The following is a 25,856-nucleotide window of genomic DNA, read 5'->3' on the forward strand; positions in this document are numbered from 1 at the left end:
GTCCTCGCTCGCCCGCATATCCACCGACCGCGTGGTAAACAGCGGGCTGCGAAATACCTTCGACCCATCCGCACGGTCGACGATGCGTAAATAGGACAGTCCTCCACCAGGAGCTAGGAGGCCCCGTACCGGCACGCTCTCTATGAGATGACGACCTTGCGGGCTGACTTGTGACACCGACGGAGGCGCGTTCAGAACATCGTTCAGGCTCCAGCCAAAGAGCAGGGCGAACGCGGCGAGAAGGCTGCAGACGGTGAGAGCGGGTTTCTTCATATCAGCGTTTCGGCAGGGTGATGGCGGGCGTGCCGGGTGCAAAGGTTTGCGTAGGAGATCGGAGAATACTCGGAAGTCTCCGCTTCGTTATGTATCTGGCCCGGAGTTTGGGAAATGACTGTTCAGCACAAGCAATGCAGCGAGGTGGTCTGAACTTAACGCGTGGAAAAGGCTTCGCCGTTTTCCACCCTACGCATGCGCGGTGTGTTGGCAGCCGGGTAGGGTGGGCCTTAGCCCACCGGGGCGGTTCGGTTATGGGGGTGGTGGGCTGAAGCCCACCCTACGGTGCTGCGCTCGGAGGCAGGCAGCGAGGTGGACTGAACGTAACGCGTGGAAAAGGCTTCGCCGTTTTCCACCCTACGCGTGCGCGGTGTCGGCAGAGGAGTGCGGAGTGGCGTAGGGTGGACAACGCTGCGCTTGTCCACCGATGCGAATCGACGGGCCGGTTGTATGGTTGGCGAAACGCTCGCGGGCTCGGGGCGTCCAACCGGGATGCCGCGCCCGCGCGGTCGTATTTGCGTACGACGTTCGCCCACCTCGCCACGAAGCAGACCTCCCCATGCTGTTCCGCCGTTTCGAAAACCTGATCGATGTCTTCAAGCCCAGCCCGGACGTTGCGCCGCCGGCCGGGATGCTGCGTTTCTATGCCCATTACCTGAAGCAGGTCTGGCCATTGATGACGGCGGTGCTGGTGGTGGGCTTCTTCGCGGCGCTGATCGAGGTGGCGCTGTTCAGCTTTCTCGGCCAGCTGATCGATATGGCCCAGGCGACCGATGACGCGCGGACCTTCTTTGCCGAGCACCGCAACGACCTGCTGTGGATGGCGGCGGTGGCGCTGGTCATCCGGCCGCTGGTGTTCGGCCTGCACAACCTGCTGACGCATCAGGCGATCAACCCGGGGCTGACCAATCTGATCCGCTGGCAGAACCACCGCTACGTGCTCAAGCAGAGCCTGAACTTCTTCCAGAACGACTTCGCCGGGCGCATCGCCCAGCGCGTGATGCAGACCGGGCCGTCGCTGCGCGATTCGGCCATGCAGGTGATCGATGCGCTCTGGCATGTGGTGGTCTATGCCGGCAGCGCGCTGTATCTGTTCGCCGCCGCCGACCTGCGCCTGATCGTGCCGCTGGCCTTGTGGATCGTCGGCTACAGCGCCGCGCTCTGGTACTTCGTGCCCCGTATCCGCGCGCGCTCAGCGGCGGCGTCGGCGGCGCGTTCGAAGGTTATGGGGCGGGTGGTGGACGGCTACAGCAACGTCGCCACGCTCAAGCTGTTCGCCCATTCGCGCGAGGAGGAGAGCTACGCCCGCGAGGCGATGCAGGAGCTGCTCGGCAAGTTCCGCCTGCAGTCGCGGGTGATCACCAGCCTGGATTTCCTCATCACCTGCATGAACGGCCTGCTGATCGTCGGCACCGGCGCGCTGGCACTGTGGCTGTGGAGCGAGGCGCTGATCACCACAGGCGCCATCGCCCTGGCGCTGGGCCTGGTGATCCGCATCAACAACATGGCCGAGTGGATCATGTGGGTGGTCAACGGCATCTTCGAGAACGTCGGCACCGTGCAGGACGGCATGAAGACCATCGTCCAGCCGCGCGACGTGCTCGACCCCGAGGACGCCAGGCCGCTTGAGGTGGAGCGGGGCGGCGTGCGCTTCGAGGATGTGCATTTCCACTACGGCAAGCAGGGTGGGGTGATCAGCGGGCTGACCATCGACATTCGCCCGGGCGAGAAGATCGGCCTGGTCGGGCCGTCGGGCGCGGGCAAGTCGACGCTGGTCAACCTGCTGCTGCGCCTCTATGACCTGGAGAGCGGGCGCATCCTGATCGACGGGCAGAACGTCGCCGAGGTCAGCCAGGAAAGCCTGCGCGCCAATATCGGCGTGGTCACCCAGGACACCTCGCTGCTGCACCGTTCGATCCGCGATAACCTGCGCTACGGCAAGCCCGACGCCACCGAAGAAGAACTCTGGGCCGTGGCGCGCAAGGCCCGTGCGGATGCGTTCATCAAGACCCTTGACGACAGCCAGGGCGGCAAGGGCTTCGGGGCGATGGTGGGCGAGCGCGGCGTGAAGCTCTCCGGCGGGCAACGGCAGCGCATCGCCATCGCCCGGGTGCTGCTCAAGGACGCGCCGATCCTGGTGCTCGACGAAGCCACCTCGGCGCTGGACTCGGAGGTCGAGGCGGCGATTCAGGAGAGCCTGGATACCCTGATGGAAGGCAAGACGGTGATCGCCATCGCCCACCGGCTGTCGACCATCGCGCGCATGGATCGGCTGGTGGTGATCGACAAGGGGCAGGTGATCGAGACCGGCACCCACGCCGAGCTGATCGCCCGCGGCGGTCTCTATGCGCGGCTGTGGCAGCACCAGACCGGTGGCTTTGTCGGGGTGGATTGATGGGAAACGGGCAAGCCAGGGTTTTTTCGTCCACTCTGCTTGTCGGCCTGTTGGAACGCGCGGCGCAGCAGCGCTGAGCTATCCCGCCGTGTTCTCAATAACCAGGGGCGGGTTGGGCGAGCCTGAATTCAGTCGAGCGCAGAGGTGCAAATGAACATTCTCCTGACATCCTCCTTTGCTGAAGTCGTGGACTTGTTTGTCAGCTTCACCAAGGGCGAGTGCAGCGGTAGGACGGTTACGTTGATTCCTACGGCAAGTCTTGTTGAGGAGGTCAATTCATACCTGCTCGCGGCCAAGGACGCACTCACCAGGGCGGGCCTGGTTATCGATGAGCTGGACGTTTCCAGCGCAAGTCGGGAAGAGATCGTCAGCAAGCTGGAACGCGGCGATTACATCTATGTGTCTGGCGGCAACACCTTCTTTTTGCTGCAGGAGCTCAAGCGCACAGGTGCGGACCTGCTGATCGCCGAACACGTCAGAGCCGGGAAGTGCTACATCGGCGAATCCGCCGGCTCCGCGATACTCGCTCCCAGCATCGAGTACATAACGGCGCTGGACGATGTTTCTGCCGCGCCTGATCTCGAGTCCTTTGCGGCCTTGGGGCTGGTCGATTTCTACCCGCTGCCGCATTACCGAAACGAGCCGTTTGCCGAGGCTGTCGAGCAGGTGCTGAAAGAGCATGGGGATGCGTTGGATCTCCGGCCATTCAGCAATAACCAGGCGATCGCCTTGTCGGGCGGCCATGCCGAGCTTCAAACCAGCGGAGACTGAGTTTCATACCCGGCCCGAGCCTACCTGCGGCACACCTTGGGCGAGTCGGCGCAGGGTGTTTCGTCGTCGCTCCATCTGAACCCTCCCACACCGCGTCCACTCGTACTTCTAGCCACAGCCAAAGAACCGAGAGGGAGTCTGCCATGACCGATAAACAAGCCAGCGTCCACCACGATGCCGCGCAGCAGCGCTATGAGCTGCTGGTCGAGGGCCAGCCACTCGGCTTCGCTGCGTATAGCGAGCAGGGCGAGCGGATGGTCTTCACCCATACCGAGGTCGACCCCAGCCTGTCCGGGCAGGGGCTGGGAAGCGTGCTGGCCGAGGGTGCGCTGGACGATGCGCGGCGGCGCGACAAGCGCGTGGTGCCGCAATGCGAGTTCATTGCCCGCTACATCGAGCGCCACCAGGAATGGCAGGACCTGGTCGATCCGGCCTGACCGGCCGTTACCGCTCGGACGACCGGGTAAAGCGGTGGGCTGAAGCCCACCCTACGGGTGCGGTGGTCGATGCGCTGTAGGGTGGGCTTCAGCCCACCAACGGTAGCGACCGGGGCGGCGGTCTTGTCGAATGCTAGTTGCCGCCGCCTGGTTTAGCAGAGGGTGATCGCATGGATGGTCGAGAGTTTGTCTGGGCGCATTTCAAGCTCAATGCCGAGCAGCGCCTGCGCGGTTTCAACTTCTTCGTGGTGCTGGCGATGTTTGCCGATGGCGGTGTGCTGGCGGCGCTGCAGCAGGGCTTCTCGCCGGGGCTGCTGATTCTGCTGGGTGCCTTCACTGTCCTGCTGGCGCAGGTGTTCTGGCTGGTGGACGCGCGCAGCCGACAGCTGCTGGAGCTGACCATCGCGGCGCTGAAGGAAATGGAAGCTGACTATCCCGAGAGTTACCGGCTGTTCGCCGCCGATGCGCTGGGGCAGAGCCGGGTGATCAGCTACACCTTCGCCATCCGCGCACTGCTGCTGGCGCAGATGGGCTTCGGCCTGGGTGTGGTCGGCTACGGGCTTAACCAGTGGTGATGTGCGGTGCGGTTGTCTGGCGCGGTGGAAGCTGCGCATCGAGGTTCTGACGCGCGGAGTCACCGAGGCGGCTGGCGTGCCATCCGTCGATGGCCACGGGACTGCGGCGAACGCTCCTTGCGTCAGGCCGGTCGGTACTAGCAACGACCGGGAGAACTGACGATGTCGACATCGAGCAATCTGTTATGGGCCGCTCTGGCGATCGGCGCGGTGACGGGCATGCGTAGCATGCTGGCGCCGACGCTGGTCAGTCGCGCGTTGAGCGAGCGGGATGATCTGCACGGTGCGGGCGAGGCGGCGCGGCTGCTGACGTCCGATTCCGCGCAGACCTTCCTGCCGGTACTGGCGGCCGGGGAGATTGCCGGCGACAAGATGCCCTTCGCCCCGGATCGCACCATCGTGCCGTCGATGATGTTTCGCGCGGTATCGGGTGGGGTCAGTGCCGCCGCGCTGGCCGGCGTGCGGCGCGAGCCGGTACTGCTGCCGGCACTGCTGGGTGCGACGGCGGCGCTGCTCGCCTCGAAGATCGGCCTGAGCCTGCGTAAACCCTATCAGCCGCATTCGCTGCTCAACGCCGCACTCGGCACCGCCGAAGATTGCCTGGCGCTGAGTCTGGGCCGAAGCGGGCTGCGCCAGGCGCTGGGCGAGAACCAACGCCGGCGTTGAGGTGTGAACGCGTAGGGTGGGCTTCAGCCCACCAGAGAGGCGTGCGCATGTGGCGGTGGGCTGAAGCCCACCCTGCGGGCGGAACGGGACGCGGCGTGGGAGGGTGACAACATGGTTCGCCCTGTTCTCACCCTTCCAGGCGAAAGCCGTCAGCTCGGCCGCTGGATCACGCAGATGCGGTCACGGCACAGTCCCGACTCGCGTGTACCGACACCGGGCGCTACCTCTGGGGTGCTGGCGCTGGCGCCGTGGGCGCTGCTGCCGGCCCCGGTCGGCGCCGTGGTCGCGGTGGTTGGCGGGTAGTCGGTACCGGCGCGTTTGCCGGCACTGCCAATGCCATGGCTGCCCGTATCCTGCTCGGTGGTACGCGAAGCGCTACTGCCCGCGCCCAGGGTTTCGCTTTCCCCGTGGCGACCTGCCATGGCGCCAGCATGGTGCATCTGCTGGCCGGTAAAATGCTTGTCCAGATGGCTGTCACCGCCGGTTGCGCCGGCATAGGGGCTGGTGGGGCCGGGGTAACCGTCCGCTGTGCCAGTGGCGCCATGTTCGTCGATATCGATGGCGCCGTTGTACTCCAGCGCATCACGGGCCTTGGCCAGCTGATCCTCGTCGACCACGTCCACCGCGATCACCAGGGCGCCGCGGCGCACCGCCTCCGGATAAGCCGTCGCATGATGGCGATGCTGCTCGTGCGGCTCATGGCCAAACCGCGATTTGAAGAAGTGCGCGACCTTCGATTCGTGCTCGGTGCGGTCCACCGGCGTATCGGGCGTGGTGCTATAGGGCGCGTCATAGGCGTGGATGTCGGCGCTCTCGGCGCCCACTGCATGGATCTGTTCACGCGGGATGCCGCGTGCCATCAGGTCGCCGCGGGTTCGATTGGCGTCGGTCAGCGTGGCGAACGCTGCTACCAGTGTGTGTTTCATGGCTCACCTCACGTTGTGCTGTACAACCGGGTTGGAGCGCTGTGCATGGCGAACACGAAGAGGGATCAGGACATGAGAGCCCCTGCTGATCGATGGCAGCGCTCATATCTGATTGGGTAGGCAGCTGCCGTGAGAGTTCAGCAGGCGGGATCGGCGGTCAGTGGGCTCGGCCGCTGGCGCAGGCGGGAAAGGCGCTGCCGTTCGCGCCTGCGCAGGGTTGTCGACGGCTCAGTCGAGGTCGGCGGCGCTGTGGCGCTCGGGCGCCTGCTCGGACTCATCGCCCCAGCTGCGGTTGACCTTGCGCCCGCGGATGACCGCCGGTCGCGCTGCAATCTCCTTGGCCCAGCGCTGCACGTGCTGGTACTCGTGCACCGAGAGGAATTCGCCGGCGCCATACAGCTCGCCCAGCACCAACCCGCCGTACCAGGGCCAGATCGCCATGTCGGCGATGCTGTAGTCGTCACCGGCCACGTAGCGATGCTCCGCCAGCTGGCGGTCGAGCACGTCGAGCTGACGCTTGACCTCCATGGCGTAGCGGTTGATCGGGTATTCGTACTTCTCCGGCGCGTAGGCGTAGAAGTGGCCGAAGCCGCCGCCGAGGAAGGGCGCCGAACCCATCTGCCAGAACAGCCAGTTCAGCGTCTCGGTGCGCGCGCGGACCTCGGTCGGCAGGAAGGCGCCGAATTTCTCGGCGAGGTAGACCAGGATCGAGCCGGACTCGAACACCCGCAGCGGTTCGCCGTCGACGCTGCGGTCCACCAGCGCGGGGATCTTCGAGTTCGGGTTGATCTCGACGAAGCCGCTACCGAACTGGTCGCCCTCGCCAATCTTGATCAGCCAGGCGTCGTACTCGGCGCCGCTGTGACCGAGGGCGAGCAGCTCCTCGAGCATGATGCCCACCTTCACCCCGTTGGGCGTGGCCAGCGAATACAGCTGCAGCGGGTGCTTGCCCACCGGCAGCGGCTTCTCCTCGCGCGCGCCGGCGGTTGGCGCATTGATATTGGCGAACTTGCCGCCGGAGGGGGCATCGTGGGTCCAGACCTTCGGCGGTACGTAAGCGGTATCGGGCATGTCGATCTCCTCGAGCGGGAACGGGGTGTGCAGGGCATGCTACGCGCTCGGCGGGCGCGGTCGAAATCAAGCCGGTCGATATTGGTCATCGATGGCTGAGGGTTTGTTCTGCGTGGTAGTTCTTTGAGATGCACCAGAAGATCTTTTTTCCCGATCGGTAAAAATTCGGTGCACCGACCAGCGGCAGAGAGTATTTTCCCTATTGGGAAAAAATTGGAACTGAGCTGTTTCCGAAGGACAAATTATACGGAACGGGAAAATGGCTAAACCTACTGCATTTGTTTCGATGGCCGAGCTGGGCAAGCTGATCCAGCGCACTCGCAAGGGTCAGGGGCTGCGTCTGGTGGACGCTGCCGGCCTGTGTGGCGTGAGCGTGCGCTTTCTGAGCGAGCTGGAAAACGGCCGCGAGAGCTGTTCGTTCGGACGGGTGCTGAACGTGTGCCACACGCTGGGCATCGAGCTGCTGGCGGCTAGACGTGACGGGGGCGACCTGTGAGCGGACTGCTCGGCGTCTACCGGGGTGATGACCGTATCGGTGAGCTTTGGCTGGGTGACGATGGCCGGAGCATGGGTTTTCGCTATAGCGAAGCAGCGCGGTTTGCAATTTCCAATAGCTTGCCGCTTGCAACCGGTATGTTTGCGCCAACGCTCGGCACGGCACACAACTGGTTTGCCAATCTACTTCCCGAAGAAGCTTCGCGGCAGTTGCTGGTGAACCGGCTTGGGATCGCCGATGACGACTTTTCGCTGTTGGCCGCCATAGGTGGTGATTGTGCCGGTGCGTTGCGCATTGTTGACCCGGAGCGGGCCGATGCGTTGATCGAATCTGGCCAGGAGCCGGTCGACCCCAATCAGCTGGCGCGCTGGGCACAGGGTAAAGAGCGCTACGCCTTGTTCCAGCCGGGCAAGGCGACACGTCTTTCCCTTGCCGGCGCTCAGGACAAGATTCCCGTGATCCTCGAAGGCGGCCAGCTCTACCTCCCGAGCGGTGCCGCCGCCTCTTCGCATCTGATCAAGTTCTCGCTAAAGCCGGCGTTGGTTTTCAACGAGCTCTATATGAACCGTCTGGCTCGGATCGCTGGGCTTGTGGTTCCCGACTCGCACGCAGGTCTGGCAGGGAAGGCTCACTATCTTGCCGTGGCTCGTTACGATCGTGAGCGAATGGATAACCAGATCGAGCGTGTGCACCAGGAGGACATGTGCCAGGCGCTTGGCTATCCGCGGCGGCTCAAGTACCAGGAAGAGGGCGGCCCGACGCTGGCGGCCTGCGCAGGCCTGTTGCGTGCGGTGACGGCCACGCCTGCGCTGCAGGTGCGCCAGCTGCTGCGCTGGCAGATATTCAACGTGCTGGCCGGCAACAGCGATGGCCATGCCAAGAACATCTCGTTGTTACAGGACGCCAAGGGGCGCTGGTCATTGGCGCCGGCCTATGACCTGGTATGTACGATGGTGCTGCCATACAGCCCCAGTCTTGGTTTCGCGGTCGGCAGCAACTTCCATCCGCAGCAGCTGCGCAGAGCCGATTGGGAAGAGCTGGCACGCCACATGGGCCTTGCGCCGCCGTTCGTACTGCGGGAGCTGCGGCAAATGCTGGATCTGCTCGAGCCAGCTGCCAATAGCGCCGAGTTGCAAGCCGAGCTGCAGACGGTTGGTATGGATGAGGTGGGTTGGGCGAAGGTGCAGCATGTGCGCAAATATGTCGTTCAGCAGTGCCGCCGCTACCGCAAGTTGTAGTGGCTAGGGTCCTGCCTTCGGGAATGTGCTTCGCAGCCTGGGATGTATCGATCAGCGGTACTGCCAACAAGCGCTGCCGATGATCCGGCATGGAGCGCTCGCGTTAGACTCTTTCCTACTGTCCCTTCGACGCGGGGCCAACCCTGATACAGGACGTCACGATGCTTCTCGGCAAACGCGATCAGACCCGTATGGAACGGCAACTCTCCAGCTGCCTGACCCAGGCCTGCGAAGCGGGCAAGGCGGAAATCGTCGGCTTCAGCTGGCTCACCCATGAGGTCGATTACGCGCGCTTCCCCGAGAGCCTGCAGGTCACCTGGGTATTCGCCACGGAGGCGCAGCGCGCTATGGCGATTGGTCAAGGTCAGGGCGCCCGCATGCAGGCGCTCACCCGGGCGGCGCTCGCTGAGGCGGGTATCGACATGGATGCCCTGATCGCACCGGTGCGTTTCGACAGCGAGGAAGCCTGCAAGCGCAACGATGGCGGTGACTGGCAGCGTCGCCTGGCCCGCAACGCCACGACACGGCACTGATAGTAGGCAAGGACGTCGAGAATCCGTGCGTTTCCGTCTGCAAGCTCACGGACGAGGTGTGTACCAGCTGTGGTCGCACCAAGGACGAGATTCGCAAATGGAAGCGCATGAAGCGGCCGGACAAGAAGGCCACGGTAGAGCGCGCGGCGCAGCGGTTGAAGGCACTGAAGAAGAAGAAAAAGAAAGGCTGAGCCCACAAGGGGCGCCACACGTGGGTGTCGCCTGCCGGTGCTGGATGGAGTGGCCGGCATGTCCATGCGTGATGCCGGTCGGCAGGAAACTGCTGAAAAGCCCGCTACAGGAATGAAAAAGCCGCTGCCTCTCACGGGGGCAGCGGCTTTTCGGTTACGGCATTAAAGCCTCAGCTGCGGGCGCCGTGCACGCCAGCGCTGATCTCGCGGCACAGGCCAAGCACGCCTTCTACCGCAGCCTCCGGGCTCTTGGCCCCGGCGATCTGGTCGATCAGCGCCGAGCCGACCACCACACCCTCGGTGAGCCGGGCGATAGCCGCGGCCTGCTCCGGGGTGCGGATGCCGAAGCCGACGCACACCGGCAGATCGGTGTGGCGCTTCAGGCGTGCCACGGCCTCCTCGACGTGTTCCAGAGTCGCCGAACCGGCACCGGTCACGCCGGCAACCGAGACGTAATAGACGAAGCCGGAGCTGCCGTTGAGCACCACCGGCAGACGCTGGTCGTCGGTGGTCGGAGTGGTCAGACGGATGAAGTCGATGCCGGCGGCCTGGGCCGGGTCGCAGAGTTCGTCGTTATGCTCCGGCGGCAGGTCGACGACGATCAGGCCATCGACACCGGCCTCTTTCGCGTCTGCCACGAAACGCTCGACGCCATAGGCGAAGATCGGGTTGTAGTAGCCCATCAACACCAGCGGCGTGCTCTGGTTGGTCTCGCGGAAGTCGCGGACCATCTGCAGCGTCTTCGGCAGGTTCTGCTTGCCGGCCAGGGCGCGGATGTTGGCCAGCTGGATCGCCGGGCCGTCGGCCATCGGGTCGGTGAACGGCATGCCCAGCTCGATCACGTCGGCACCGGCGTCCGGCAGGCCCTTGAGGATGGCGAGGGAGGTGGCGTAGTCCGGATCACCGGCGGTCACGAAGGTGACCAGCGCGGCGCGGTTTTCCTGCTTCAGCTGTGCGAAGCGGGCCTGCAAGCGGGAATTCACCGAGCTCATACGTGTTCTTCCTGTTCGTCGTAGTGGTGCATGACGGTTTGCATGTCCTTGTCGCCGCGGCCGGAGAGGTTGACCACCATCAGGTGCTCCCTGGGCAGCTTGGCCGCGCGCTTGAAGGCTTCGGCCAGCGCGTGGGCCGATTCCAGCGCGGGGATGATGCCTTCCAGGCGGCAGCACTGGTGGAACGCTGCCAAGGCTTCGTCATCGGTGCAGGGCACGTATTCGACGCGCTTGATCTCGTGCAACCAGGCGTGCTCCGGGCCGACGCCTGGGTAGTCGAGGCCGGCGGAAATCGAATGCGCGTCGGTGATCTGGCCGTCTTCGTCCTGCAGGAGGAAGGTGCGGTTGCCGTGCAGCACGCCCGGCGCCCCGCCGGCCATGCTGGCGGCGTGCTTGCCGGTGTCGATGCCGTGGCCGGCCGCTTCGACGCCGACGATCTGCACGGACTCGTCATCGAGGAAGGGGTGGAACAGGCCGATGGCATTCGAGCCGCCGCCGATGCAGGCGACCAGCGAGTCGGGCAGGCGGCCCTCCTTCTGCATGATCTGTTCGCGAACCTCGTTGCCGATCACCGACTGGAAGTCGCGCACCATGGCCGGGTAGGGGTGCGGACCGGCGGCGGTGCCGATCAGGTAGAAGGTGTTGTGGACGTTGGTCACCCAGTCGCGCAGCGCCTCGTTCATCGCGTCCTTCAGCGTGCCGGTGCCGGCGGTGACCGGAATCACTTCGGCGCCCAGGAGCTTCATGCGGAAGACGTTGGCCTGCTGGCGCTCGATGTCGGTGGTGCCCATGTAGACCACGCACTGCATGCCGAAGCGCGCGGCCACGGTGGCGGTGGCCACGCCGTGCATGCCGGCGCCGGTCTCGGCGATGATGCGCTGCTTGCCCATGCGCTTGGCCAGCAGGATCTGGCCGATGCAGTTGTTGATCTTGTGCGCGCCGGTGTGGTTCAGGTCTTCGCGCTTGAGGTAGATCTTCGCGCCGCCGAAGTGCTCGGTCAGGCGCTCGGCGTAGTACAGCGGGCTGGCACGGCCGATGTAGTCGCGCTGGAAGTAGGCCAGCTCCTCGAGAAAGGCCGGGTCGCTCTTGGCTTTTTCGTATTCGGCGGCCAGCTCGTTGATCAGTGGCATCAGGGTTTCGGCGACGAACTGGCCGCCGAAGCGGCCGAACAGCCCGCGGTTGTCCGGGCCGGTGCGGTATGAGGTCATGCGAGGCTCCTTGGAGGGTGCCGACACGCAGTCGGGGTGAGCGTAGGGTGGACAACGGTGCAGCCTTGTCCACGCGATCGATACGCCAGCGTGGAAAATCGCTTCGCGGTTTCCACCCTACGGCAATCATTGAGGGTGAGCTTACGGCTGCCGGCGCCGGGTTAAAAGCGATAAGATCGCCCGAACCTGTCAGGAAAACTCACATATATGGCCCGCGATCTGCCACCGCTCAATGCCCTGCGTGCCTTCGAGGCGGCTGCCCGCCTGGGTAGCGTAAGCGAAGCCGCACGCGAGCTGCACGTCACCCACGGGGCCATCAGCCGGCAGCTGAAGCAGCTCGAAGAAGCCCTCGGTCTGGCCCTGTTCGCCAAGGAAGGGCGCGGCGTAAAACTCACCGATGCCGGCGTGCGTCTGCGTGACGCCGCCAGCGAGGCCTTTGAGCGCCTGCGCAGCACCTGCATCGAACTGCAGCGACAGACCAGCGAGGCGCCGTTTGTGCTCGGTTGTCCCGGCAGCCTGCTGGCGCGCTGGTTCATTCCGCGGCTGGACCGGCTCAATCGCGACCTGCCCGAGCTGCGCCTGCAGCTGTCGGCCAGCGAGGGCGAGCTGGACCCACGCAAGCCGGGGCTGGATGCGACGCTGTGGTACGCCGAACCGCCATGGCCGGCGGACATGCAGGTGTTCGAACTTGCCGCCGAGCGCATCGGCCCGGTGCTCAGCCCCTACCACCCGCGTTGCGCCGAGCTGCGCGCCGCGGCGCCGGCGGCCCTGCTCGAGGAGACGCTGCTGCATACCGCTTCACGCCCGCAGGCCTGGCCGAACTGGGCGCGCCAGCAGGGGCTGGACCCTGCACGGCTGCGCCTGGGGCAAAGCTTCGAGCACCTGTACTTCCTTCTCGAGGCGGCGCTGGCCGGCCTTGGCGTGGCCATCGCGCCCCAGCAACTGGTCGCCGACGATCTGAAGTCCGGCCGGTTGCTGGCGCCCTGGGGCTTCGTCGAGACCAGCGCACGGCTGGCGCTCTGGGTGCCGGCGCGGCGGCTGGATCGGCGTGCGGAGCGGCTGGCGGACTGGCTGCGTGCCGAACTGGGTGACAAGCCGATCGAATGACACGACCTTAGGCGCATCGGCGACTCGCCGCTCCAGCGGGACGTCGTCATCCGCCGCCAGTGGATCGATCGCCAGTTGCGTCGGACGTACTCCTGGGCTGGCATCTGGCCGGCCGGGCCCTACAACGGCGGCGCACCGATGCCGAAGCGTCGGCGGTAATCGCCGGGCGACAGCCCCACCAGTTTCTGGAACACCTTGCGAAATGCGCCGGGGTCCTGATAACCCACCGCCCAGGCCACCTGTTCGATGCCCCGATTGGTCAGCTCCAGCAGCTCCCGGGCCTTGCCGACCCGCAGCTGCTGGCAGTATTCGGTCGGCTTGAGGCCGGTGGCGGCGCGGAATCGACGCAGAAAGGTGCGCTCGCCCATCCCCGCCTGGGCGGCCATAGCAGCGACCGGCACTGCGCCGGTGCTGTGGGTCTGCAGCCAGTGCTGCACCCGCAGCACGGCCTCGTCGCCATGGTTTAGCCGCGGGGCGAAGCTGCTGAAGTAGCGCTGCGAATGGCGGGTCAGATCGATCACCAGAAAACGCGCGGTTTCCGAGGCGATGGTCGGCCCGAGCAGCCGCTCCACCAGCGCCAGCCCGAGGTCGGTCCAGGCCATCAGGCCGCCGGCGGTGATGATGTCGCCGTCATCGACGATCATCCGGTCCGCATCGACCTGCACCTTCGGAAAGCGCTCGCGCAAGGCCTGGGCCAGGCCCCAGTGGGTGGTCACGGTGCGGCCGTCGAGCAGCCCGGTTTCGGCGAGCAGAAAGGCCCCGGCGCAGACCGAGCCGAGGGTGACGCCAGCCTGGTGGCACTGCCCGAGCCAGGCGGCGAACGGCTGGATCACATGCGCCTCGGGGCGGGCGTCCAGACACGGCGGCAGGATGACGATACGCGGCGAGCTCGCGCCAGTCGGCTGGCTGTCGAAGACCCGCCGAATGTCTGGCGTGCCGTCCTGCCTGGCCCAGTGGCTGACACGCAGGGTCGGCAGCTTTGCGGCCTGGCGCTCGGCCGCCATGCGGTTGGCCACGCTGAACAGGTCGGTCAGCCCGTAAACGGCCGCCAGCTGGGCGCCCGGGTATAGCAGCAGGCCGATTTCCAACGTCTCGGGTGCGCCAGGCATGTCAGTTTTTCCCGCGTTATTGTCGGTCTCGCCCATCCACGGCCGTGGCCGGGGGATCTAAAGTCTCGCTGCGGGCAACGGGCTCGCTGACAGGAGAGAGCGATGGGCAAGCGAGCGTTGGTTCTGGTCGACATCCAAAACGATTATTTCCCGGGCGGCAAGTGGACGTTGCATGGGATCGAAGCGGCAGCGGACAACGCGGCGCGTGTGCTCGAGGCTGCGCGTGCCGCGGGCGATCTGGTGGTGCATGTGCGGCACGAGTTCGCCTCGGCGGATGCTCCGTTCTTCACGACGGGCTCGGAAGGCGCGCGGATCCATCCCAAGGTCGCCGTGCGCGAAGGCGAGGCGGTGATCCTCAAGCATCAGGTCAACTCGTTTCGTGACACCGAACTGGAAGCGCTGCTGAGAGGGCGCAGCATCGAGCAGCTGACCATCGTCGGCAACATGAGCCATCTGTGCATCGACGCCATCACCCGCGCCAGCGCCGACCTGGGGTTCAGCGCCACGGTGATCCATGACGCCTGCGCGTCGCGTGACCTGGAGTTCGATGGCACCCAGGTGCCGGCGGCGCAGGTCCATGCGGCGATCATGGCGTCGCTGGCCTTCGCTTACGCCAAGGTGCAGTCCACCGAGGCCTACCTGGCCGAGCACTAGCCGCGCCGGGCGATTGCCTCGTCGTGCCTGTCGCGCGCTGCGGTTCGCCGCGCGGCCCGGCCTCAGCTGGCCAGGGCGGTCTGCGAAGCGACCTCTGCGGCGGCGACTTTTTCCTCGGCGTAACCGCGCGGATTGCGGCTCTGCCAGCGCCAGGCATCGGCGAGCATGGTGGTCAGGTCTTTCTCGGCACGCCAGCCGAGTTCCAGTTCGGCCTTGGTAGGGTCCGACCAGCATTGGGCGATGTCGCCACTGCGGCGCGGTTTGATCACGTGGGGCAGCGGTCGGCCGGTGACTGCCTCGAACGCGGTGATCATCTCGCGTACCGAGTGACCCTTGCCGGTGCCGAGGTTCCACGTGGAAACACCGTGGACCAGTTGCAGGCGCTCCAGCGCCTTGAGATGCCCCCGGGCCAGGTCGACCACATGGATGTAGTCGCGCACGCCGGTGCCATCCGGCGTCGGGTAGTCGTCGCCGTAGACGCTGAGCTGCTTACGCCGGCCCACCGCCACCTGCAGCATATACGGCAGCAGGTTGTTCGGCACGCCGTTGGGATCTTCGCCGATCAGCCCGGACTCGTGGGCGCCGATCGGGTTGAAGTAGCGCAGCAGACCGATGGACCAGCGCGGGTCGGAATCGGCCAGGCCCTTGAGCACGTTCTCGGCCATCAGCTTGGACTGGCCATAGGGATTGGTCGGTACGCCGGTGGGACGGTCCTCGGTGATCGGCATCAACGGCGACTCGCCGTAGACAGTCGCCGATGAGCTGAACACCAGCTTGAAAATGCCCGCTTCGGCCATCGCCTGGCACAGCGCGATGCTGCCGCCGACATTGGTCTCGTAGTAGCGCAGCGGCTCGCGCACACTTTCGCCAACGGCCTTGAGGCCGGCGAAATGCATCACTGCGGTGATCGGGTAGGCAGCGAATAGCGCCTTGAGCAGCGAGCGGTTGCGCACATCGCCCTTGACGAACTGCAGCGGTCGCCCGGCGAGCTGCTCGACGCGGTCCAGGGCGGCCTGCGAGCTGTTGCACAGATTGTCCAGCACCAGCACTTCATGCCCGGCCTGCAGCAGTTCGAGCACCGCGTGTGAGCCGATGTAGCCGGCCCCTCCTGTTACCAGAATCATCTGTCTACCTCCGCATTCGCTGTCTTTTCGACACGCTCGGGACACTGCCGCTGGCCAGTGAATGGCGCTGCATGAGTCTCCGTAATCTGGAATCGGCGAAACGGAACGGGACGGCGACGACGAGCTGCGCGCGTGGGTTCCGGTGCCGGTGTTAAGGCGTCCTGTTGATACGGACGGGGCAAGGTTCTGGCGAGTTCCATCCAGCCGCCGGACGGCCGACGGGCTGCGCTATCGGATGATTGGCGGGAACCCGAACCGCCGATTGCCGTCCACTACCGGCGGACGACGCGGGTTGCAGGCCATCTGACGGCTCGTAATCGTGGCGCGATGACACGCCTTACGCAGGGCAGCGCTGGCATCGACGTGGCATGGTGAGTGGGCAGGAACGCCCGGGCACGGCTACCGAAATGAGGTGCTACATGAGTTGGGCCGGCCCGTTCCAGTACGACATCGGCAAATCCCGCAACGCGCAGAAGGCGCCGGCCGAAGTGGTCTTCGACGATCAGATCCCGACGCTGCTGTGCCTCTCGCACCTGCGCTGGAGCTTCGTCTACCAGCGCCCGCAGCACCTGATGTCGCGCTTCGCCCGCGACTACAACGTGCTCTTCCACGAAGAACCCATCCCCACAGAAGACGCCGAACCCTGGCTGGAAGTGCGACCCGAAGAGAACGGCGTGCAGGTGCTGATCCCACGCCTGCCAGCTGGCTGCGAGGGGGAGGATGCAACCCGCGTGCAGCGCCAGTTGCTCGATGGCTACCTGGAGAAGCTCGGCGTCAGCGAGCTGATGCTCTGGTACTACACGCCGATGAGCCTGGCGTTCTCCAATCATCTGGCACCGAACCTGATCGTCTACGACTGCATGGACGAACTCTCGGCCTTTCGCGGTGCGCCACCGCAGCTGATCGAGCGCGAAGTGGCGTTGATGTGTCGCGCCAATCTGGTCTTTACCGGCGGCTACAGCCTCTACGAGGCCAAGCGCCAGCGCCACGACAATGCGCATCCGTTCCCCAGCAGCGTGGATGTCGAGCACTTCGCCGCCGCGCGCCGGCCGCAGCATGACCCGGACGACCAGGCGGAAATCCCCCATCCGCGCCTGGGCTTCTACGGCGTGATCGACGAGCGTCTCGACCTCGAACTGATCGAGCAGGTCGCGCGGATGAAGCCGGAATGGCAGATCGTGCTGATCGGTCCGGTGGTCAAGATCGACCCGGCCGACCTACCGCAACGCGACAACATCCACTACCTCGGCGGCAAGACCTACGACGAGCTGCCGCAATACCTGTCGGGCTGGGACGTGGCGATCATGCCGTTCGCACTGAACGAGTCGACCCGTTTCATCAGCCCGACCAAAACCCCCGAGTACCTCGCCGGGGGTTGCCCGGTGGTGTCCACGCCGATCACCGATGTGGTGCGCACCTACGGTGACACCGGGATCGTGCGCATCGCCGACAGCGCCGAGGCGTTCGTCGCTGCCAGCGAAGCCGCCCTGGCCGATGCCGAAGACCGTGACGCTCTCCTGGCCAAGGCCGACGAGATCCTCGGCGACATGTCCTGGGATCACACCTGGAGCCTGATGAAGGAGAAGATGCAATGCGTGATATGAGCCCGCAGGACAGCAACCCGGAACGTCTCGGCGCAGGCGCGGGCGGCCAGCCACAGGCGCGCAGGCGCGGCTTCGACTACCTCATCGTCGGTGCCGGTTTCGCCGGCAGCGTGCTCGCCGAGCGCCTTGCCGCGGGGCTGAACAAGCGCGTGCTGGTGGTCGACCGGCGCCCACACATCGCCGGCAACGCCTACGATTACCACGACGAATCCGGCGTGCTGATCCATCGCTACGGCCCGCACATCTTCCACACCAATGCCCAGCGCATCGTCGATTACCTCTCCCGGTTCACCGAGTGGCGCCCCTACGAGCATCGCGTGCTGGCGCAGGTGGATGGCCAGCAAGTGCCGATCCCGATCAACATGACCACGCTGAACCGGCTCTATGGCCTGAACATGACCACCGAACAGGAAGCGGCCGACTTTCTCGCCAGCCGCGCCGAGCCGGTGGAGAACATCCAGACCAGCGAGGACGTGGTGATCAACGGCATCGGCCGTGAGCTGTACCAGAAGTTCTTCCGCGGCTACACCCGCAAGCAATGGGGGCTGGACCCGTCGCAGCTGGACAAGTCGGTGACCTCGCGCATCCCCACGCGCACCAACACCGACGACCGCTACTTCACCGACAGCTTCCAGCAGATGCCCAAGCACGGCTACACGAAAATGTTCGAGAAGATGCTGGCGCACCCGAACATCAAGGTCATGCTCAACACCGACTACCGCGAGATCCGCGACGAGGTGCAGTACGACCAGCTGATCTTCTGCGGGCCGATCGACGAGTACTTCGACTACCGCTTCGGCAAGCTGCCGTACCGCTCGCTGAAGTTCGAGCACAAGCAGCTCGAGCAGGAACAGTTCCAGGCCGTGGGCACGGTCAACTACCCCAGCGAAGACGTGCCCTACACACGCATCAGCGAGTACAAGCACCTCACCGGGCAGGTCCACCCGAAGACCAGCATCACCTACGAGTACCCCTCGGCCGAGGGCGATCCCTACTACCCGATCCCACGGCCGGAGAACGCCGAGCTGTACAAGCGCTACCAGCAGCTGGCGGACGAGACGCCGGGCGTGACCTTCGTCGGCCGCCTGGGCACCTACAAGTACTACAACATGGACCAGGTGGTCGGGCAGGCGCTGGCGCTGTACAAGCGCATCGAGGAAGCCGAGCTGGCGAGCCAGCCGCAAGCGGTGCCCGAGCAACTCGGCTGAAGCGCAGCGGTCGTTATGCCTGAGGCTCGCCGGACGGCGAGTCCTCGGCCGCCCTGGCGGCCATCGAGTCATCCATGAGGTCAGCGATGCATCACCCCAGTCTGTTCAAGAGCTTTTTCCTTGGCGGTTTCGAGTGTTCCAACCACCGGCGCAGCGACGGCCGCCGTCTCGATCTGCTCGCCGCGACCGGCCACGACCGCTGGGCCGCGCACGACTACGCCGAGCTGCACCGGCATGGCCTGCACAGCGTGCGCGACGGCCTGCGCTGGCACCTGATCGAGCGCACGCCGGGGCAGTACAACTGGTCGAGCTTCCTGCCGATGCTTGAGGCCGCGCAGCGCCAGGGCACCCAGGTGATCTGGGACCTCTGTCATTACGGCTGGCCGGACGACATCGACATCTGGCGGCCACAGTTCGTCGAGCGCTTCGCCCGCTATGCCGCGGCGGTGGCGCAGCTGATCAGGGACGAGAGCGACGAGGTGCCGTTCTACGCACCGCTCAACGAGATTTCCTTCTGGGCTTGGGCCGGTGGCGACGAGGCCTACTTCAACCCCATGGCGCGCGGCCGCGGCTTCGAGCTCAAGCACCAGCTGGTGCGCGCCACCATCGCCGCGATGCAGGCGATCCGCGCGGTCGAACCGCGGGCGCGTTTCGTCCAGGTCGACCCGGCCATCCATGTGATCGCCGGCAACGACCGGCCCGGCCCGCAGCGCGATGCCGAGCGTTTCCGCCAGTCGCAGTTCGAGGCCTGGGACATGCTCTGCGGCGAGCAATGGCCGGGGCTCGGCGGCGCACCGGAGTTTCTCGACATCATTGGCGTCAACTACTACTCGGACAACCAGTGGTACCACGGCGATGGCCGCACCATCGAGCGCGACAACCCGGATTACCGGCCCTTCAAGGGCATCCTGCGCGAGATCCACCAGCGCTACCAACGCCCACTGCTGATCGCCGAGACCGGCGCCGAGGGCGACCTGCGCGGAGACTGGCTGCGTTACGTCAGCGAGCAGGCCGGCCTGGCGATGCAGACAGGGGTGCCAGTGGAAGGCATCTGCCTGTATCCGGTGCTGGACTACCCCGGCTGGGCGGACGAGCGGCATTGTCCGGTTGGTCTGCTCGGTTTTCCCGACGAGCACGGCAAGCGCTGCGTGCACGAGGGCCTGGCCGACGAGCTGCGGCTGCAGCAGATGCGGTTCAGCCAGTCCAGCCCGGCCCCGCAATTCGCCGAAGCCACGCCGTGAACCAGGCGGCCGCCGTGCCTCGGGCCAAGCCGGGCGAGCTGCCGCTACCCAGCCGCCCGGTCGCTTTCCTCTGGCACTACATCTGTGCGCGGCCCTGGCATTTCGGCGGCCTGCTGGCACTGATCATCGGCGCGGCCAGCTGCGCGGTGGCGGTGCAGTACGGCATGAAGCTGCTGGTCGATGCCATGGCGCAGGGCAGCAGTGATCGCGCCTCGGCCAATGTCTGGTGGCCGCTGGGGCTGTTCATCGGCCTGATCGTCACCGAGAACCTGTTCTGGCGCCTCGGCGGCTGGCTTGGTTGCCGTACCGTGGTGGCCAGCGTGGTGGATATCCGCGTCGACCTGTTCAAGCACCTGACCGGCCACCCGATGCGCTATTTCACCGAGCATTTCGCCGGCTCGCTGGGCAATCGAATCTCCGCCCTGGGCGCCGCGGCCGGTTCGATCTATGGCGGGCTGGCGTGGAAGATCGTGCCGCCGATCGTCGACTTCCTCGGCGCCGTGGTGGTGCTGTTCACCGTCGGCTGGCAGATGGCGCTGGCGCTGATCGTCTTCGTCGCCATCGTCGCGGCGCTGATCACCGGCTTCGGCATTCGCGGGCGGGCCAAACACCAGCGTTTCGCCGCGCAGTCGGCGCGGGTCGGCGGCGAGCTGGTGGACGCGGTCTCCAACGTCTGGACGATCAAGGCCTTTTCCGCCCGCGACCGCGAGGCCGAACGCCTGGCCCATGAGATCGGCTACGAGGCCCGTGCCCAGCGACGCAGCTGGATGTACCTGGAAAAGGCCCGTGTGATGCACGACATCTGCCTGTCGGTGATGGCCGGCGGCATGCTGATCTGGGCGATCCAGCTGTGGATCGGCGGTTCGGTCACCGCCGGTGACGTGGTGCTGGTCAGCGCGCTGACCTTCCGCATCCTGCACGGCTCGCGCGACCTCGCCCTGGCGCTGGTGGACACCACCCAGCAGCTCGGTGCCATCGACGACACCCTGCGCATCATCGTCCAGCCCCATGGCCTGGAAGACCCGGACAACCAGCTGCTGCTGGCCGAGGGCGATATCACCTTCGACGGCGTCTGCTTCAGCTACCCCGACCGTGGTGCGGTGTTCGACCACCTCGACCTGCACATTCCGGCCGGGCAGAAGGTTGGCGTGGTGGGCTCGTCCGGAGCCGGCAAGTCGACCCTGATCAACCTGATCCAGCGCCTCGATGATGTGCGTGACGGGCGCATCCTGATCGATGGTCAGGACATCCGCAGCGTCAGCCAGGACAGCCTGCGCGAGAAGATCGCCGTGGTCCCGCAGGAAACCGCGCTGTTCAACCGCAGCATCCGCGAGAACATCCGCTACGGCCGCCCGGATGCCAGCGATGAGGAGGTGATCCAGGCCGCGCGCAGCGCCTTCTGTGACGCCTTCATCCGCGAGCTGCCACAGGGCTATGACACCCTGGTCGGCGAGCGCGGCGTGATGCTTTCCGGCGGCCAGCGCCAGCGGTTGGGCATCGCCCGGGCGTTCCTCAAGGATGCGCCGATCCTGATTCTCGACGAGGCCACCTCGGCGCTCGACACCCATTCCGAAGCGGAGATCCAGGCGGCGCTGAACAACCTTGTGCATAACCGCACCGTGGTTGCGGTGGCGCATCGGCTGTCGACCCTGGCGAGCTTCGACCGGATCATCGTGCTGCGTAACGGCCGCATCGTCGAAGACGGCGCGCCGCAGGAACTGCGCCGCCAGGGCGGTGAGTTCGACAGCCTGTGGCGCATGCAGGCCGAAGGCTTCACCCAGCAACCCGATGTGGTGCCATGAAGCGTGTCGTGGTGAGTTCCAGCAGCCTGCGTGCGCTCGGCTATGATCCCGAGCAGCAGGTGCTGGAGGTGGAATTCAGCAGCGGTGCGCTCTATCGCTATGAAGCGGTCCTGCCCGAAGCGGTGCAGGCCTTGCTCGAAGCCGACTCGCTGGGCCGGCATTTCAACCAGGTATTCAAACCGCAGCATTACCGTTATCGGCGCGTGGAGTGAGCGTGCCGGGAACCGCGCGGATAAGCTGCGCGTTATCCACCCTACGTATGCATAGGCCGGGCGGCCGCGCGGTGGACGTAAAGAGCGACATCCACCCTACGGAGCACAACGTGGATGCGTAGGGTGGAAAACTGCGCGGCATTTTTCACCGGGGCGATTCGCCGCCCGCCATCGTCGGATCGACCGCTGCGCTGAACTTCCGGGGCGCTCTGCGGGCCTCAATCAGGCAGGACGCGTCATTCCCGAGCGGAGGCTCTTCAGACCAGAAGGGGACATCATGTCGGACCATCACACGTACAAGAAGGTTGAAATCGTCGGCTCCTCGCGCAACAGCGTCGATGAGGCGATCCAGAACGGTATCGCTGAGGCGTCCAAGTCTCTGCAGAACGTCGAGTGGTTCGAGGTCGGTGAAATCCGCGGCCATGTCGAGAACGGCAAGGTCGGGCATTTCCAGGTCACCATGAAGGTCGGCTTCCGCCTCGAGAACAGCTGATGACCATGCGCGGTCGCCGTTCAGTCGGCGACGGCGCGGCTGCGCTCATAGCGGCGCAGCAGCGGCTGGGTGCTGAGCCCGTGCAGCACGATGCTCAGCGCTACCACCGATAGCACCAGGCTGATAACGGTCTGCGCTTCGTCCGGCAGCAGGCCGTGGGTCACTGCGTAGCTCAGGTAGTAGAGGCTGCCGATGCCACGAATGCCGAACCAGCCGGCGGTCAGGCACTGGGCGCGGTCGAGGTAGCGCCGGGGCATCAGCAGCATCACGCTCAGCGGCCGAATCAGCAGGAATAGCGCCAGGCCGAGCGGAACCGCACGCCAGTCCCAGTGCACCGAGACCAGCACCCCGAGCATGGTCACCAGCAACACCTCCAGGCTGCGTTCCAGCTGCCCGCCGAATGCCAGCACATCACCCATCAGCACGCCCGCGGCGACCTTTGGCTGGCCCAGCTGGCGATCGTCCAGCGACAGCGCGCGGGGCGCCAGGCCGCCTTCGGCGAGGTGCGGGACGGCGTCGTTGATCAGCTCCTCGGATGGCGTCTCGGAGCGCCCGGCGGCGGCGATTTCCGCGTGACGCAGGCCGAGACCGGCGGCGAACACCGCGAGAAAGCCCCAGGCACCAGCCAGCTCGGCGCCGACGTAGGCCAGCGCGATCAGCGCCAGGGCCAGCGAGTCGTTGGGCGACATCGCCGTATCGGTGTGGCGTGCGCGCAGATAGATGGCCACGCGGCCGACCAGTTTGCCGAGCAGAAAGCCGATCAGCAGTCCCGCCGGCACCGCCCACAGCAGCCGGTGCAGCGCCCACTCGCTGACCCAGTCGGCCTCCAGCTGGCCCTGGGCGATGAGCATCAGGCCAAACACCACGAAGGGAAACGCGGTGCCATCGTTGAAGCCCGCCTCGCCGGACAGGCCGTAGCGCAGGCGGTCGCTGTCGCGGGCATCGTTGACCTGCACCAGGCTCGCCAGTACCGGATCGGTGGGCGCCAGGATCGCCCCGATCAGCACCGCGACACCCCAGCTCAGGCCGAACAGGTAGTGGCAGAGCAGGGTGACGCCACCGATGCAGGCGAGCATCACCGGCCCGGCCAGTACATAGGCGCTCTTCCACGCCGGATGCCGTAGCGGCATGCGCAGCTTGAGGCCGCTGACGAACAGCGAGACCAGCACGGCGACTTCGGTGAGGTGTTCCATCCAGCCGGCGATATGCAGGAATTCCATCTCCCACAGGCCGATGCCAAGCTGGCCGATGAGCACGCCGAAACCGAGGTAGATCAGGGACGTGGTGATTGGCAGCCAGCGCAGGAAGGCCGAGGCGAGGGCGAGGATCAGCAGCAGGACGCCGAGTACGGCCATCCATTCGAGAAAATTCATGCGTGTTCCGATGGCGGGGCGCGGTGTTGCGCCCAGGGGTGTATGCCATTGGAACGGTGGCCGGCGGCAGGGTTCGCCGGCAGTGCCGCGTGAGGCCGCCACCGGTCAGGGCAGCGGCCGGCTTTCTACTGGCGCAGCTCGGCGACGATCTCGAAGGCGCGATGGCGGTCGGCGGTTTCGTAGAGGTCGCAGGTAAAGATCAGCTCGTCGGCCTGGGTCTGCTCCAGCAGCACGTCGAGACGCGCGCGAACCTTCTCCGGGCCGCCGATCAGCGCCAGGCCGAGGAAGTCGCCCACGGCCTGCTGCTCATGCGGCAGCCACAGGCCCTGCATGCTCTGCACCGGCGGGCGCAGCACCAGGCTCTGTCCGCGGATCAGCGAGAGAATGCGCTGGTAGACGCTGGTCACCAGGTACTCGGCCTGCTCGTCGCTGTCGGCGGCGATCAGCGGCACGCCGAGCATCACGTAGGGCTTGTCGAGCACCGCCGAGGGCTTGAAGTTGTCGCGATAGAGCTTGATCGCCTGATGCATGTAGCGCGGCGCGAAGTGCGAGGCGAAGGCGTAGGGCAGTCCCTTGGCCGCGGCCAGCTGGGCACTGAACAGGCTGGAGCCGAGCAGCCAGATCGGTATGTTGCTGTTCACTCCCGGCATGGCGATGACGCGCTGATTGGGCTGGCGCGGACCGAGCAGCAGCTCCAGCTCCTCGACGTCCTGCGGGAAGTCGTCGGCGCTGCCCATGCGGTCGCGGCGCAGCGCGTGGGCGGTGAACTGATCGGCGCCGGGGGCGCGACCGAGCCCGAGGTCGATGCGGCCCGGGTAGAGCGCTTCCAGCGTGCCGAACTGCTCGGCGATCACCAGCGGCGCGTGGTTCGGCAGCATCACCCCACCGGCACCGAGACGGATGCGCGTGGTGTTGGCGGCCAGGTAGCCGAGCAGCACCGCGGTGGCGGCGCTGGCGATGCCGTCCATGTTGTGGTGTTCGGCCACCCAGAAGCGCTGGAAGTCGAGCCCCTCGACGTGACGCGCCAGGGCCAGGGCGTTGTGCAGCGCCTGAGCCGGCGTGCCGTCGTCGCGGATCGGCGCCAGGTCGAGCGCGGAGAAGCGGGTGTTTGCAATGCGGGACATCGTTTACCTCATGACGTAAGGCGGTCGGGTGCGAGCGGGCTCAGTGGCAATGCTCGGCCTCGGCCTCGACCAGCACGTTGCGCTGTTCGTCGCGCAACCAGCCTTGCGGGGTGAAACCCAGCGAGCGGGCCTGGAACAGGTAGCGCTGGCCGGGTTGGAAGTCGTCGTAGCGGATCACCAGGGTGCAGCGAATGGTGTGGGTTTCGCCGAACAGGCCGAAGTCGCCCCCTGTCACTTCGAATTCGTAGCGCGCTTCGAGTTCATGGGCACCCGGCGGGACCTGGAAATAGCGACCGTCGGGGGTGCGTTTGCCGTCCAGCTGGTCGGACATGAAGATGTCGCTGGGCTGTGCGGTCATGTCGACCCAGGCCATGTTCGGGTCGGGTTGCGGCAATGGCCCGGCGCAGCCGGCCAGGGCGAGAAGGGCGGGCAGGACGAGGGGGAGTGCGCGACGCATGGCTGGATCCTCGGCGGAATGGCGGGGTGAGAAGCGCTGCGCCTCACCGATGCCGTCGAGGGTGCGCCAGATGACGGCGCATTTCAACGCGGACTCAGCGGCCGGCGAGGTCGCCGCAGCCCTTTTCCTCGGCGCGGGCCAGCACGTACTGGTGCTGGTCGTAGAGCTTGGCCCAGGGCCGGAAGCCATAGCCGCCGGCCACCAGGCGATAGCGCGCGCCGGCGGTGAACTTGTCGTATTCCAGGGTCAGCTTGCAGTCGCGCGGCAGCGGGTTGCTGCCGGGGCCGACATTGGCGCCATTGACCTCGAAGCGGTAGCGCATCTCCAGCTTGCGGCTGCCAGGCTGAACCTGGAAATAGCGGTCGTCTTCCAGTGTCTTGCCATCCACGGCCACCGCCTGCAGCTGGGTTTCGCCGTTCGGGTTGAGCTCGATCCAGGCCTGCTCGGGATCGGGCTTGGGCATCCACATGGAGCAGCCGGCCAGGCTGGCGAGCAGAGTGACGAGAAGGAAACCGCGCATGTACAAGGCTCCAGCCGGTGATCATGGCCGGCGAGGGTTCGATTGGGCGTCATGCG

At 65.9% G+C, this 25,856-nt stretch carries 28 protein-coding genes; 17 read left to right on the top strand and 11 right to left on the bottom strand.

All coding sequences use genetic code 11. The features are described from left to right. On the bottom strand, positions 1-273 hold a 273-nt coding region (locus tag HZR81_RS15425; RefSeq protein WP_500128618.1), incomplete at its 3' end, for a hypothetical protein. Positions 274-832: 559 nt separating this feature from the next. Between HZR81_RS15425 and HZR81_RS15430 the strand changes: the two genes are divergently transcribed. From HZR81_RS15430 to HZR81_RS15450, 5 genes are all read left to right on the top strand, one after another. Next, complete coding sequence (locus HZR81_RS15430; protein ID WP_500128619.1) at positions 833-2,668, top strand: ABC transporter ATP-binding protein; 1,836 nt, start codon at positions 833-835, stop codon at positions 2,666-2,668. Positions 2,669-2,818: 150 nt separating this feature from the next. Continuing rightward, positions 2,819-3,439, top strand: a complete 621-nt coding sequence (locus tag HZR81_RS15435) for a Type 1 glutamine amidotransferase-like domain-containing protein (protein ID WP_500128620.1) — start codon at positions 2,819-2,821, stop codon at positions 3,437-3,439. Positions 3,440-3,582: 143 nt separating this feature from the next. Then, positions 3,583-3,876, top strand: a complete 294-nt coding sequence (locus HZR81_RS15440) for a GNAT family N-acetyltransferase (protein WP_500128621.1) — start codon at positions 3,583-3,585, stop codon at positions 3,874-3,876. A 170-nt stretch (positions 3,877-4,046) separates the two neighbouring features. Then, complete coding sequence (locus tag HZR81_RS15445; RefSeq protein WP_208217080.1) at positions 4,047-4,451, top strand: hypothetical protein; 405 nt, start codon at positions 4,047-4,049, stop codon at positions 4,449-4,451. Positions 4,452-4,613: 162 nt separating this feature from the next. Further along, the gene (locus HZR81_RS15450; protein ID WP_285360507.1) at positions 4,614-5,117 is read left to right on the top strand and encodes a DUF4126 family protein; all 504 of its coding nucleotides are present in this window, start codon (positions 4,614-4,616) and stop codon (positions 5,115-5,117) included. A gap of 149 nt (positions 5,118-5,266) precedes the next feature. On the opposite strand, the gene HZR81_RS15455 is transcribed toward HZR81_RS15450, so the two are convergent. Continuing rightward, the gene (locus HZR81_RS15455; protein ID WP_500128622.1) at positions 5,267-6,043 is read right to left on the bottom strand and encodes a hypothetical protein; all 777 of its coding nucleotides are present in this window, start codon (positions 6,041-6,043) and stop codon (positions 5,267-5,269) included. A 228-nt stretch (positions 6,044-6,271) separates the two neighbouring features. Continuing rightward, positions 6,272-7,114 (bottom strand): glutathione-dependent disulfide-bond oxidoreductase, encoded by an 843-nt coding sequence (gene yghU, locus HZR81_RS15460; protein WP_500128623.1) that lies wholly within the window; start codon positions 7,112-7,114, stop codon positions 6,272-6,274. 259 nt (positions 7,115-7,373) lie between these two features. On the opposite strand from yghU, the gene HZR81_RS15465 reads away from it, so the two are divergent. From HZR81_RS15465 to HZR81_RS15480, 4 genes are all read left to right on the top strand, one after another. After that, complete coding sequence (locus tag HZR81_RS15465) at positions 7,374-7,610, top strand: helix-turn-helix domain-containing protein (protein ID WP_500128624.1); 237 nt, start codon at positions 7,374-7,376, stop codon at positions 7,608-7,610. Further along, positions 7,607-8,848, top strand: a complete 1,242-nt coding sequence (locus tag HZR81_RS15470; protein WP_500128625.1) for a type II toxin-antitoxin system HipA family toxin — start codon at positions 7,607-7,609, stop codon at positions 8,846-8,848. The genes HZR81_RS15465 and HZR81_RS15470 overlap by 4 nt, the downstream gene beginning before the upstream one ends. Before the next feature lie 161 nt (positions 8,849-9,009). Further along, a complete protein-coding gene (locus HZR81_RS15475; RefSeq protein ID WP_316958704.1) occupies positions 9,010-9,381 on the top strand; it encodes a hypothetical protein in 372 nt (123 codons plus the stop codon). Next, positions 9,381-9,572, top strand: a complete 192-nt coding sequence (locus HZR81_RS15480) for a DUF1289 domain-containing protein (protein ID WP_500128666.1) — start codon at positions 9,381-9,383, stop codon at positions 9,570-9,572. Before HZR81_RS15475 ends, HZR81_RS15480 begins: the two co-directional genes overlap by 1 nt. Positions 9,573-9,742: 170 nt before the next feature. On the opposite strand, the gene trpA is transcribed toward HZR81_RS15480, so the two are convergent. Together trpA and trpB are read right to left on the bottom strand one after the other, a co-directional pair. After that, complete coding sequence (gene trpA, locus HZR81_RS15485) at positions 9,743-10,564, bottom strand: tryptophan synthase subunit alpha (RefSeq protein ID WP_500128626.1); 822 nt, start codon at positions 10,562-10,564, stop codon at positions 9,743-9,745. Continuing rightward, on the bottom strand, positions 10,561-11,772 hold the full coding sequence (gene trpB, locus HZR81_RS15490; RefSeq protein ID WP_500128627.1) for a tryptophan synthase subunit beta: 1,212 nt from the start codon (positions 11,770-11,772) through the stop codon (positions 10,561-10,563). Before trpB ends, trpA begins: the two co-directional genes overlap by 4 nt. Before the next feature lie 207 nt (positions 11,773-11,979). On the opposite strand from trpB, the gene HZR81_RS15495 reads away from it, so the two are divergent. Continuing rightward, the gene (locus HZR81_RS15495) at positions 11,980-12,879 is read left to right on the top strand and encodes a LysR family transcriptional regulator (RefSeq protein WP_500128628.1); all 900 of its coding nucleotides are present in this window, start codon (positions 11,980-11,982) and stop codon (positions 12,877-12,879) included. Positions 12,880-12,998: 119 nt separating this feature from the next. On the opposite strand, the gene HZR81_RS15500 is transcribed toward HZR81_RS15495, so the two are convergent. Further along, the gene (locus HZR81_RS15500) at positions 12,999-13,988 is read right to left on the bottom strand and encodes a GlxA family transcriptional regulator (RefSeq protein WP_500128629.1); all 990 of its coding nucleotides are present in this window, start codon (positions 13,986-13,988) and stop codon (positions 12,999-13,001) included. 102 nt (positions 13,989-14,090) lie between these two features. Here HZR81_RS15500 and HZR81_RS15505 point away from each other — a divergent pair, with 102 nt between their 5' ends. After that, positions 14,091-14,642: a cysteine hydrolase family protein gene (locus HZR81_RS15505; protein ID WP_152482021.1), complete on the top strand. Its 552-nt coding sequence runs from the start codon at positions 14,091-14,093 to the stop codon at positions 14,640-14,642. 62 nt (positions 14,643-14,704) lie between these two features. Here the strand turns inward: HZR81_RS15505 and galE are convergent, their stop codons facing one another. Beyond that, a complete protein-coding gene (galE, locus tag HZR81_RS15510) occupies positions 14,705-15,766 on the bottom strand; it encodes a UDP-glucose 4-epimerase GalE (protein ID WP_500128630.1) in 1,062 nt (353 codons plus the stop codon). A gap of 419 nt (positions 15,767-16,185) precedes the next feature. Here galE and HZR81_RS15515 point away from each other — a divergent pair, with 419 nt between their 5' ends. From HZR81_RS15515 to HZR81_RS15540, 6 genes are all read left to right on the top strand, one after another. Further along, positions 16,186-17,370: a glycosyltransferase family 1 protein gene (locus tag HZR81_RS15515; RefSeq protein WP_500128631.1), complete on the top strand. Its 1,185-nt coding sequence runs from the start codon at positions 16,186-16,188 to the stop codon at positions 17,368-17,370. After that, positions 17,358-18,578, top strand: coding sequence for a UDP-galactopyranose mutase (gene glf / locus HZR81_RS15520; RefSeq protein ID WP_500128632.1), 1,221 nt, complete (start codon positions 17,358-17,360; stop codon positions 18,576-18,578). The genes HZR81_RS15515 and glf overlap by 13 nt, the downstream gene beginning before the upstream one ends. Before the next feature lie 86 nt (positions 18,579-18,664). Next, positions 18,665-19,819, top strand: a complete 1,155-nt coding sequence (locus tag HZR81_RS15525; protein WP_500128633.1) for a glycoside hydrolase family 1 protein — start codon at positions 18,665-18,667, stop codon at positions 19,817-19,819. Further along, positions 19,816-21,621 (top strand): ABC transporter ATP-binding protein, encoded by a 1,806-nt coding sequence (locus HZR81_RS15530; protein WP_500128634.1) that lies wholly within the window; start codon positions 19,816-19,818, stop codon positions 21,619-21,621. Before HZR81_RS15525 ends, HZR81_RS15530 begins: the two co-directional genes overlap by 4 nt. After that, positions 21,618-21,833, top strand: coding sequence for a KTSC domain-containing protein (locus HZR81_RS15535; protein ID WP_500128635.1), 216 nt, complete (start codon positions 21,618-21,620; stop codon positions 21,831-21,833). The genes HZR81_RS15530 and HZR81_RS15535 overlap by 4 nt, the downstream gene beginning before the upstream one ends. Before the next feature lie 277 nt (positions 21,834-22,110). After that, positions 22,111-22,326, top strand: a complete 216-nt coding sequence (locus tag HZR81_RS15540; protein ID WP_003303828.1) for a dodecin — start codon at positions 22,111-22,113, stop codon at positions 22,324-22,326. 20 nt (positions 22,327-22,346) lie between these two features. On the opposite strand, the gene HZR81_RS15545 is transcribed toward HZR81_RS15540, so the two are convergent. The 4 genes from HZR81_RS15545 to HZR81_RS15560 form a co-directional block, all read right to left on the bottom strand. Then, on the bottom strand, positions 22,347-23,699 hold the full coding sequence (locus HZR81_RS15545) for a cation:proton antiporter (RefSeq protein ID WP_500128636.1): 1,353 nt from the start codon (positions 23,697-23,699) through the stop codon (positions 22,347-22,349). A gap of 125 nt (positions 23,700-23,824) precedes the next feature. After that, positions 23,825-24,823, bottom strand: coding sequence for an LLM class flavin-dependent oxidoreductase (locus HZR81_RS15550; RefSeq protein ID WP_500128637.1), 999 nt, complete (start codon positions 24,821-24,823; stop codon positions 23,825-23,827). 40 nt (positions 24,824-24,863) lie between these two features. Beyond that, positions 24,864-25,280 (bottom strand): PA0061/PA0062 family lipoprotein, encoded by a 417-nt coding sequence (locus HZR81_RS15555; protein WP_011915133.1) that lies wholly within the window; start codon positions 25,278-25,280, stop codon positions 24,864-24,866. 94 nt (positions 25,281-25,374) lie between these two features. After that, positions 25,375-25,800, bottom strand: a complete 426-nt coding sequence (locus HZR81_RS15560) for a PA0061/PA0062 family lipoprotein (protein ID WP_011915132.1) — start codon at positions 25,798-25,800, stop codon at positions 25,375-25,377. Positions 25,801-25,856 lie beyond the last annotated feature (56 nt).

It is taken from the genome of Pseudomonas sp. LM13 (assembly GCF_041381355.1).
GTDB lineage: Bacteria > Pseudomonadota > Gammaproteobacteria > Pseudomonadales > Pseudomonadaceae > Stutzerimonas > Stutzerimonas frequens.

What these genes read in the sequence shown, in the direction of transcription:
- HZR81_RS15430 (WP_500128619.1), top strand. Translation starts at nt 833, where the DNA reads ATGCTGTTCCGCCGTTTCGAAAACCTGATCGATGTCTTCAAGCCCAGC.
- HZR81_RS15435 (WP_500128620.1), top strand. Translation starts at nt 2,819, where the DNA reads ATGAACATTCTCCTGACATCCTCCTTTGCTGAAGTCGTGGACTTGTTT.
- HZR81_RS15440 (WP_500128621.1), top strand. Translation starts at nt 3,583, where the DNA reads ATGACCGATAAACAAGCCAGCGTCCACCACGATGCCGCGCAGCAGCGC.
- HZR81_RS15445 (WP_208217080.1), top strand. Translation starts at nt 4,047, where the DNA reads ATGGATGGTCGAGAGTTTGTCTGGGCGCATTTCAAGCTCAATGCCGAG.
- HZR81_RS15450 (WP_285360507.1), top strand. Translation starts at nt 4,614, where the DNA reads ATGTCGACATCGAGCAATCTGTTATGGGCCGCTCTGGCGATCGGCGCG.
- HZR81_RS15455 (WP_500128622.1), bottom strand. Translation starts at nt 6,043, where the DNA reads ATGAAACACACACTGGTAGCAGCGTTCGCCACGCTGACCGACGCCAAT.
- yghU (WP_500128623.1), bottom strand. Translation starts at nt 7,114, where the DNA reads ATGCCCGATACCGCTTACGTACCGCCGAAGGTCTGGACCCACGATGCC.
- HZR81_RS15465 (WP_500128624.1), top strand. Translation starts at nt 7,374, where the DNA reads ATGGCTAAACCTACTGCATTTGTTTCGATGGCCGAGCTGGGCAAGCTG.
- HZR81_RS15475 (WP_316958704.1), top strand. Translation starts at nt 9,010, where the DNA reads ATGCTTCTCGGCAAACGCGATCAGACCCGTATGGAACGGCAACTCTCC.
- trpA (WP_500128626.1), bottom strand. Translation starts at nt 10,564, where the DNA reads ATGAGCTCGGTGAATTCCCGCTTGCAGGCCCGCTTCGCACAGCTGAAG.
- trpB (WP_500128627.1), bottom strand. Translation starts at nt 11,772, where the DNA reads ATGACCTCATACCGCACCGGCCCGGACAACCGCGGGCTGTTCGGCCGC.
- HZR81_RS15495 (WP_500128628.1), top strand. Translation starts at nt 11,980, where the DNA reads ATGGCCCGCGATCTGCCACCGCTCAATGCCCTGCGTGCCTTCGAGGCG.
- HZR81_RS15500 (WP_500128629.1), bottom strand. Translation starts at nt 13,988, where the DNA reads ATGCCTGGCGCACCCGAGACGTTGGAAATCGGCCTGCTGCTATACCCG.
- HZR81_RS15505 (WP_152482021.1), top strand. Translation starts at nt 14,091, where the DNA reads ATGGGCAAGCGAGCGTTGGTTCTGGTCGACATCCAAAACGATTATTTC.
- galE (WP_500128630.1), bottom strand. Translation starts at nt 15,766, where the DNA reads ATGATTCTGGTAACAGGAGGGGCCGGCTACATCGGCTCACACGCGGTG.
- HZR81_RS15515 (WP_500128631.1), top strand. Translation starts at nt 16,186, where the DNA reads ATGAGTTGGGCCGGCCCGTTCCAGTACGACATCGGCAAATCCCGCAAC.
- glf (WP_500128632.1), top strand. Translation starts at nt 17,358, where the DNA reads ATGCGTGATATGAGCCCGCAGGACAGCAACCCGGAACGTCTCGGCGCA.
- HZR81_RS15525 (WP_500128633.1), top strand. Translation starts at nt 18,665, where the DNA reads ATGCATCACCCCAGTCTGTTCAAGAGCTTTTTCCTTGGCGGTTTCGAG.
- HZR81_RS15535 (WP_500128635.1), top strand. Translation starts at nt 21,618, where the DNA reads ATGAAGCGTGTCGTGGTGAGTTCCAGCAGCCTGCGTGCGCTCGGCTAT.
- HZR81_RS15540 (WP_003303828.1), top strand. Translation starts at nt 22,111, where the DNA reads ATGTCGGACCATCACACGTACAAGAAGGTTGAAATCGTCGGCTCCTCG.
- HZR81_RS15545 (WP_500128636.1), bottom strand. Translation starts at nt 23,699, where the DNA reads ATGAATTTTCTCGAATGGATGGCCGTACTCGGCGTCCTGCTGCTGATC.
- HZR81_RS15550 (WP_500128637.1), bottom strand. Translation starts at nt 24,823, where the DNA reads ATGTCCCGCATTGCAAACACCCGCTTCTCCGCGCTCGACCTGGCGCCG.
- HZR81_RS15555 (WP_011915133.1), bottom strand. Translation starts at nt 25,280, where the DNA reads ATGCGTCGCGCACTCCCCCTCGTCCTGCCCGCCCTTCTCGCCCTGGCC.
- HZR81_RS15560 (WP_011915132.1), bottom strand. Translation starts at nt 25,800, where the DNA reads ATGCGCGGTTTCCTTCTCGTCACTCTGCTCGCCAGCCTGGCCGGCTGC.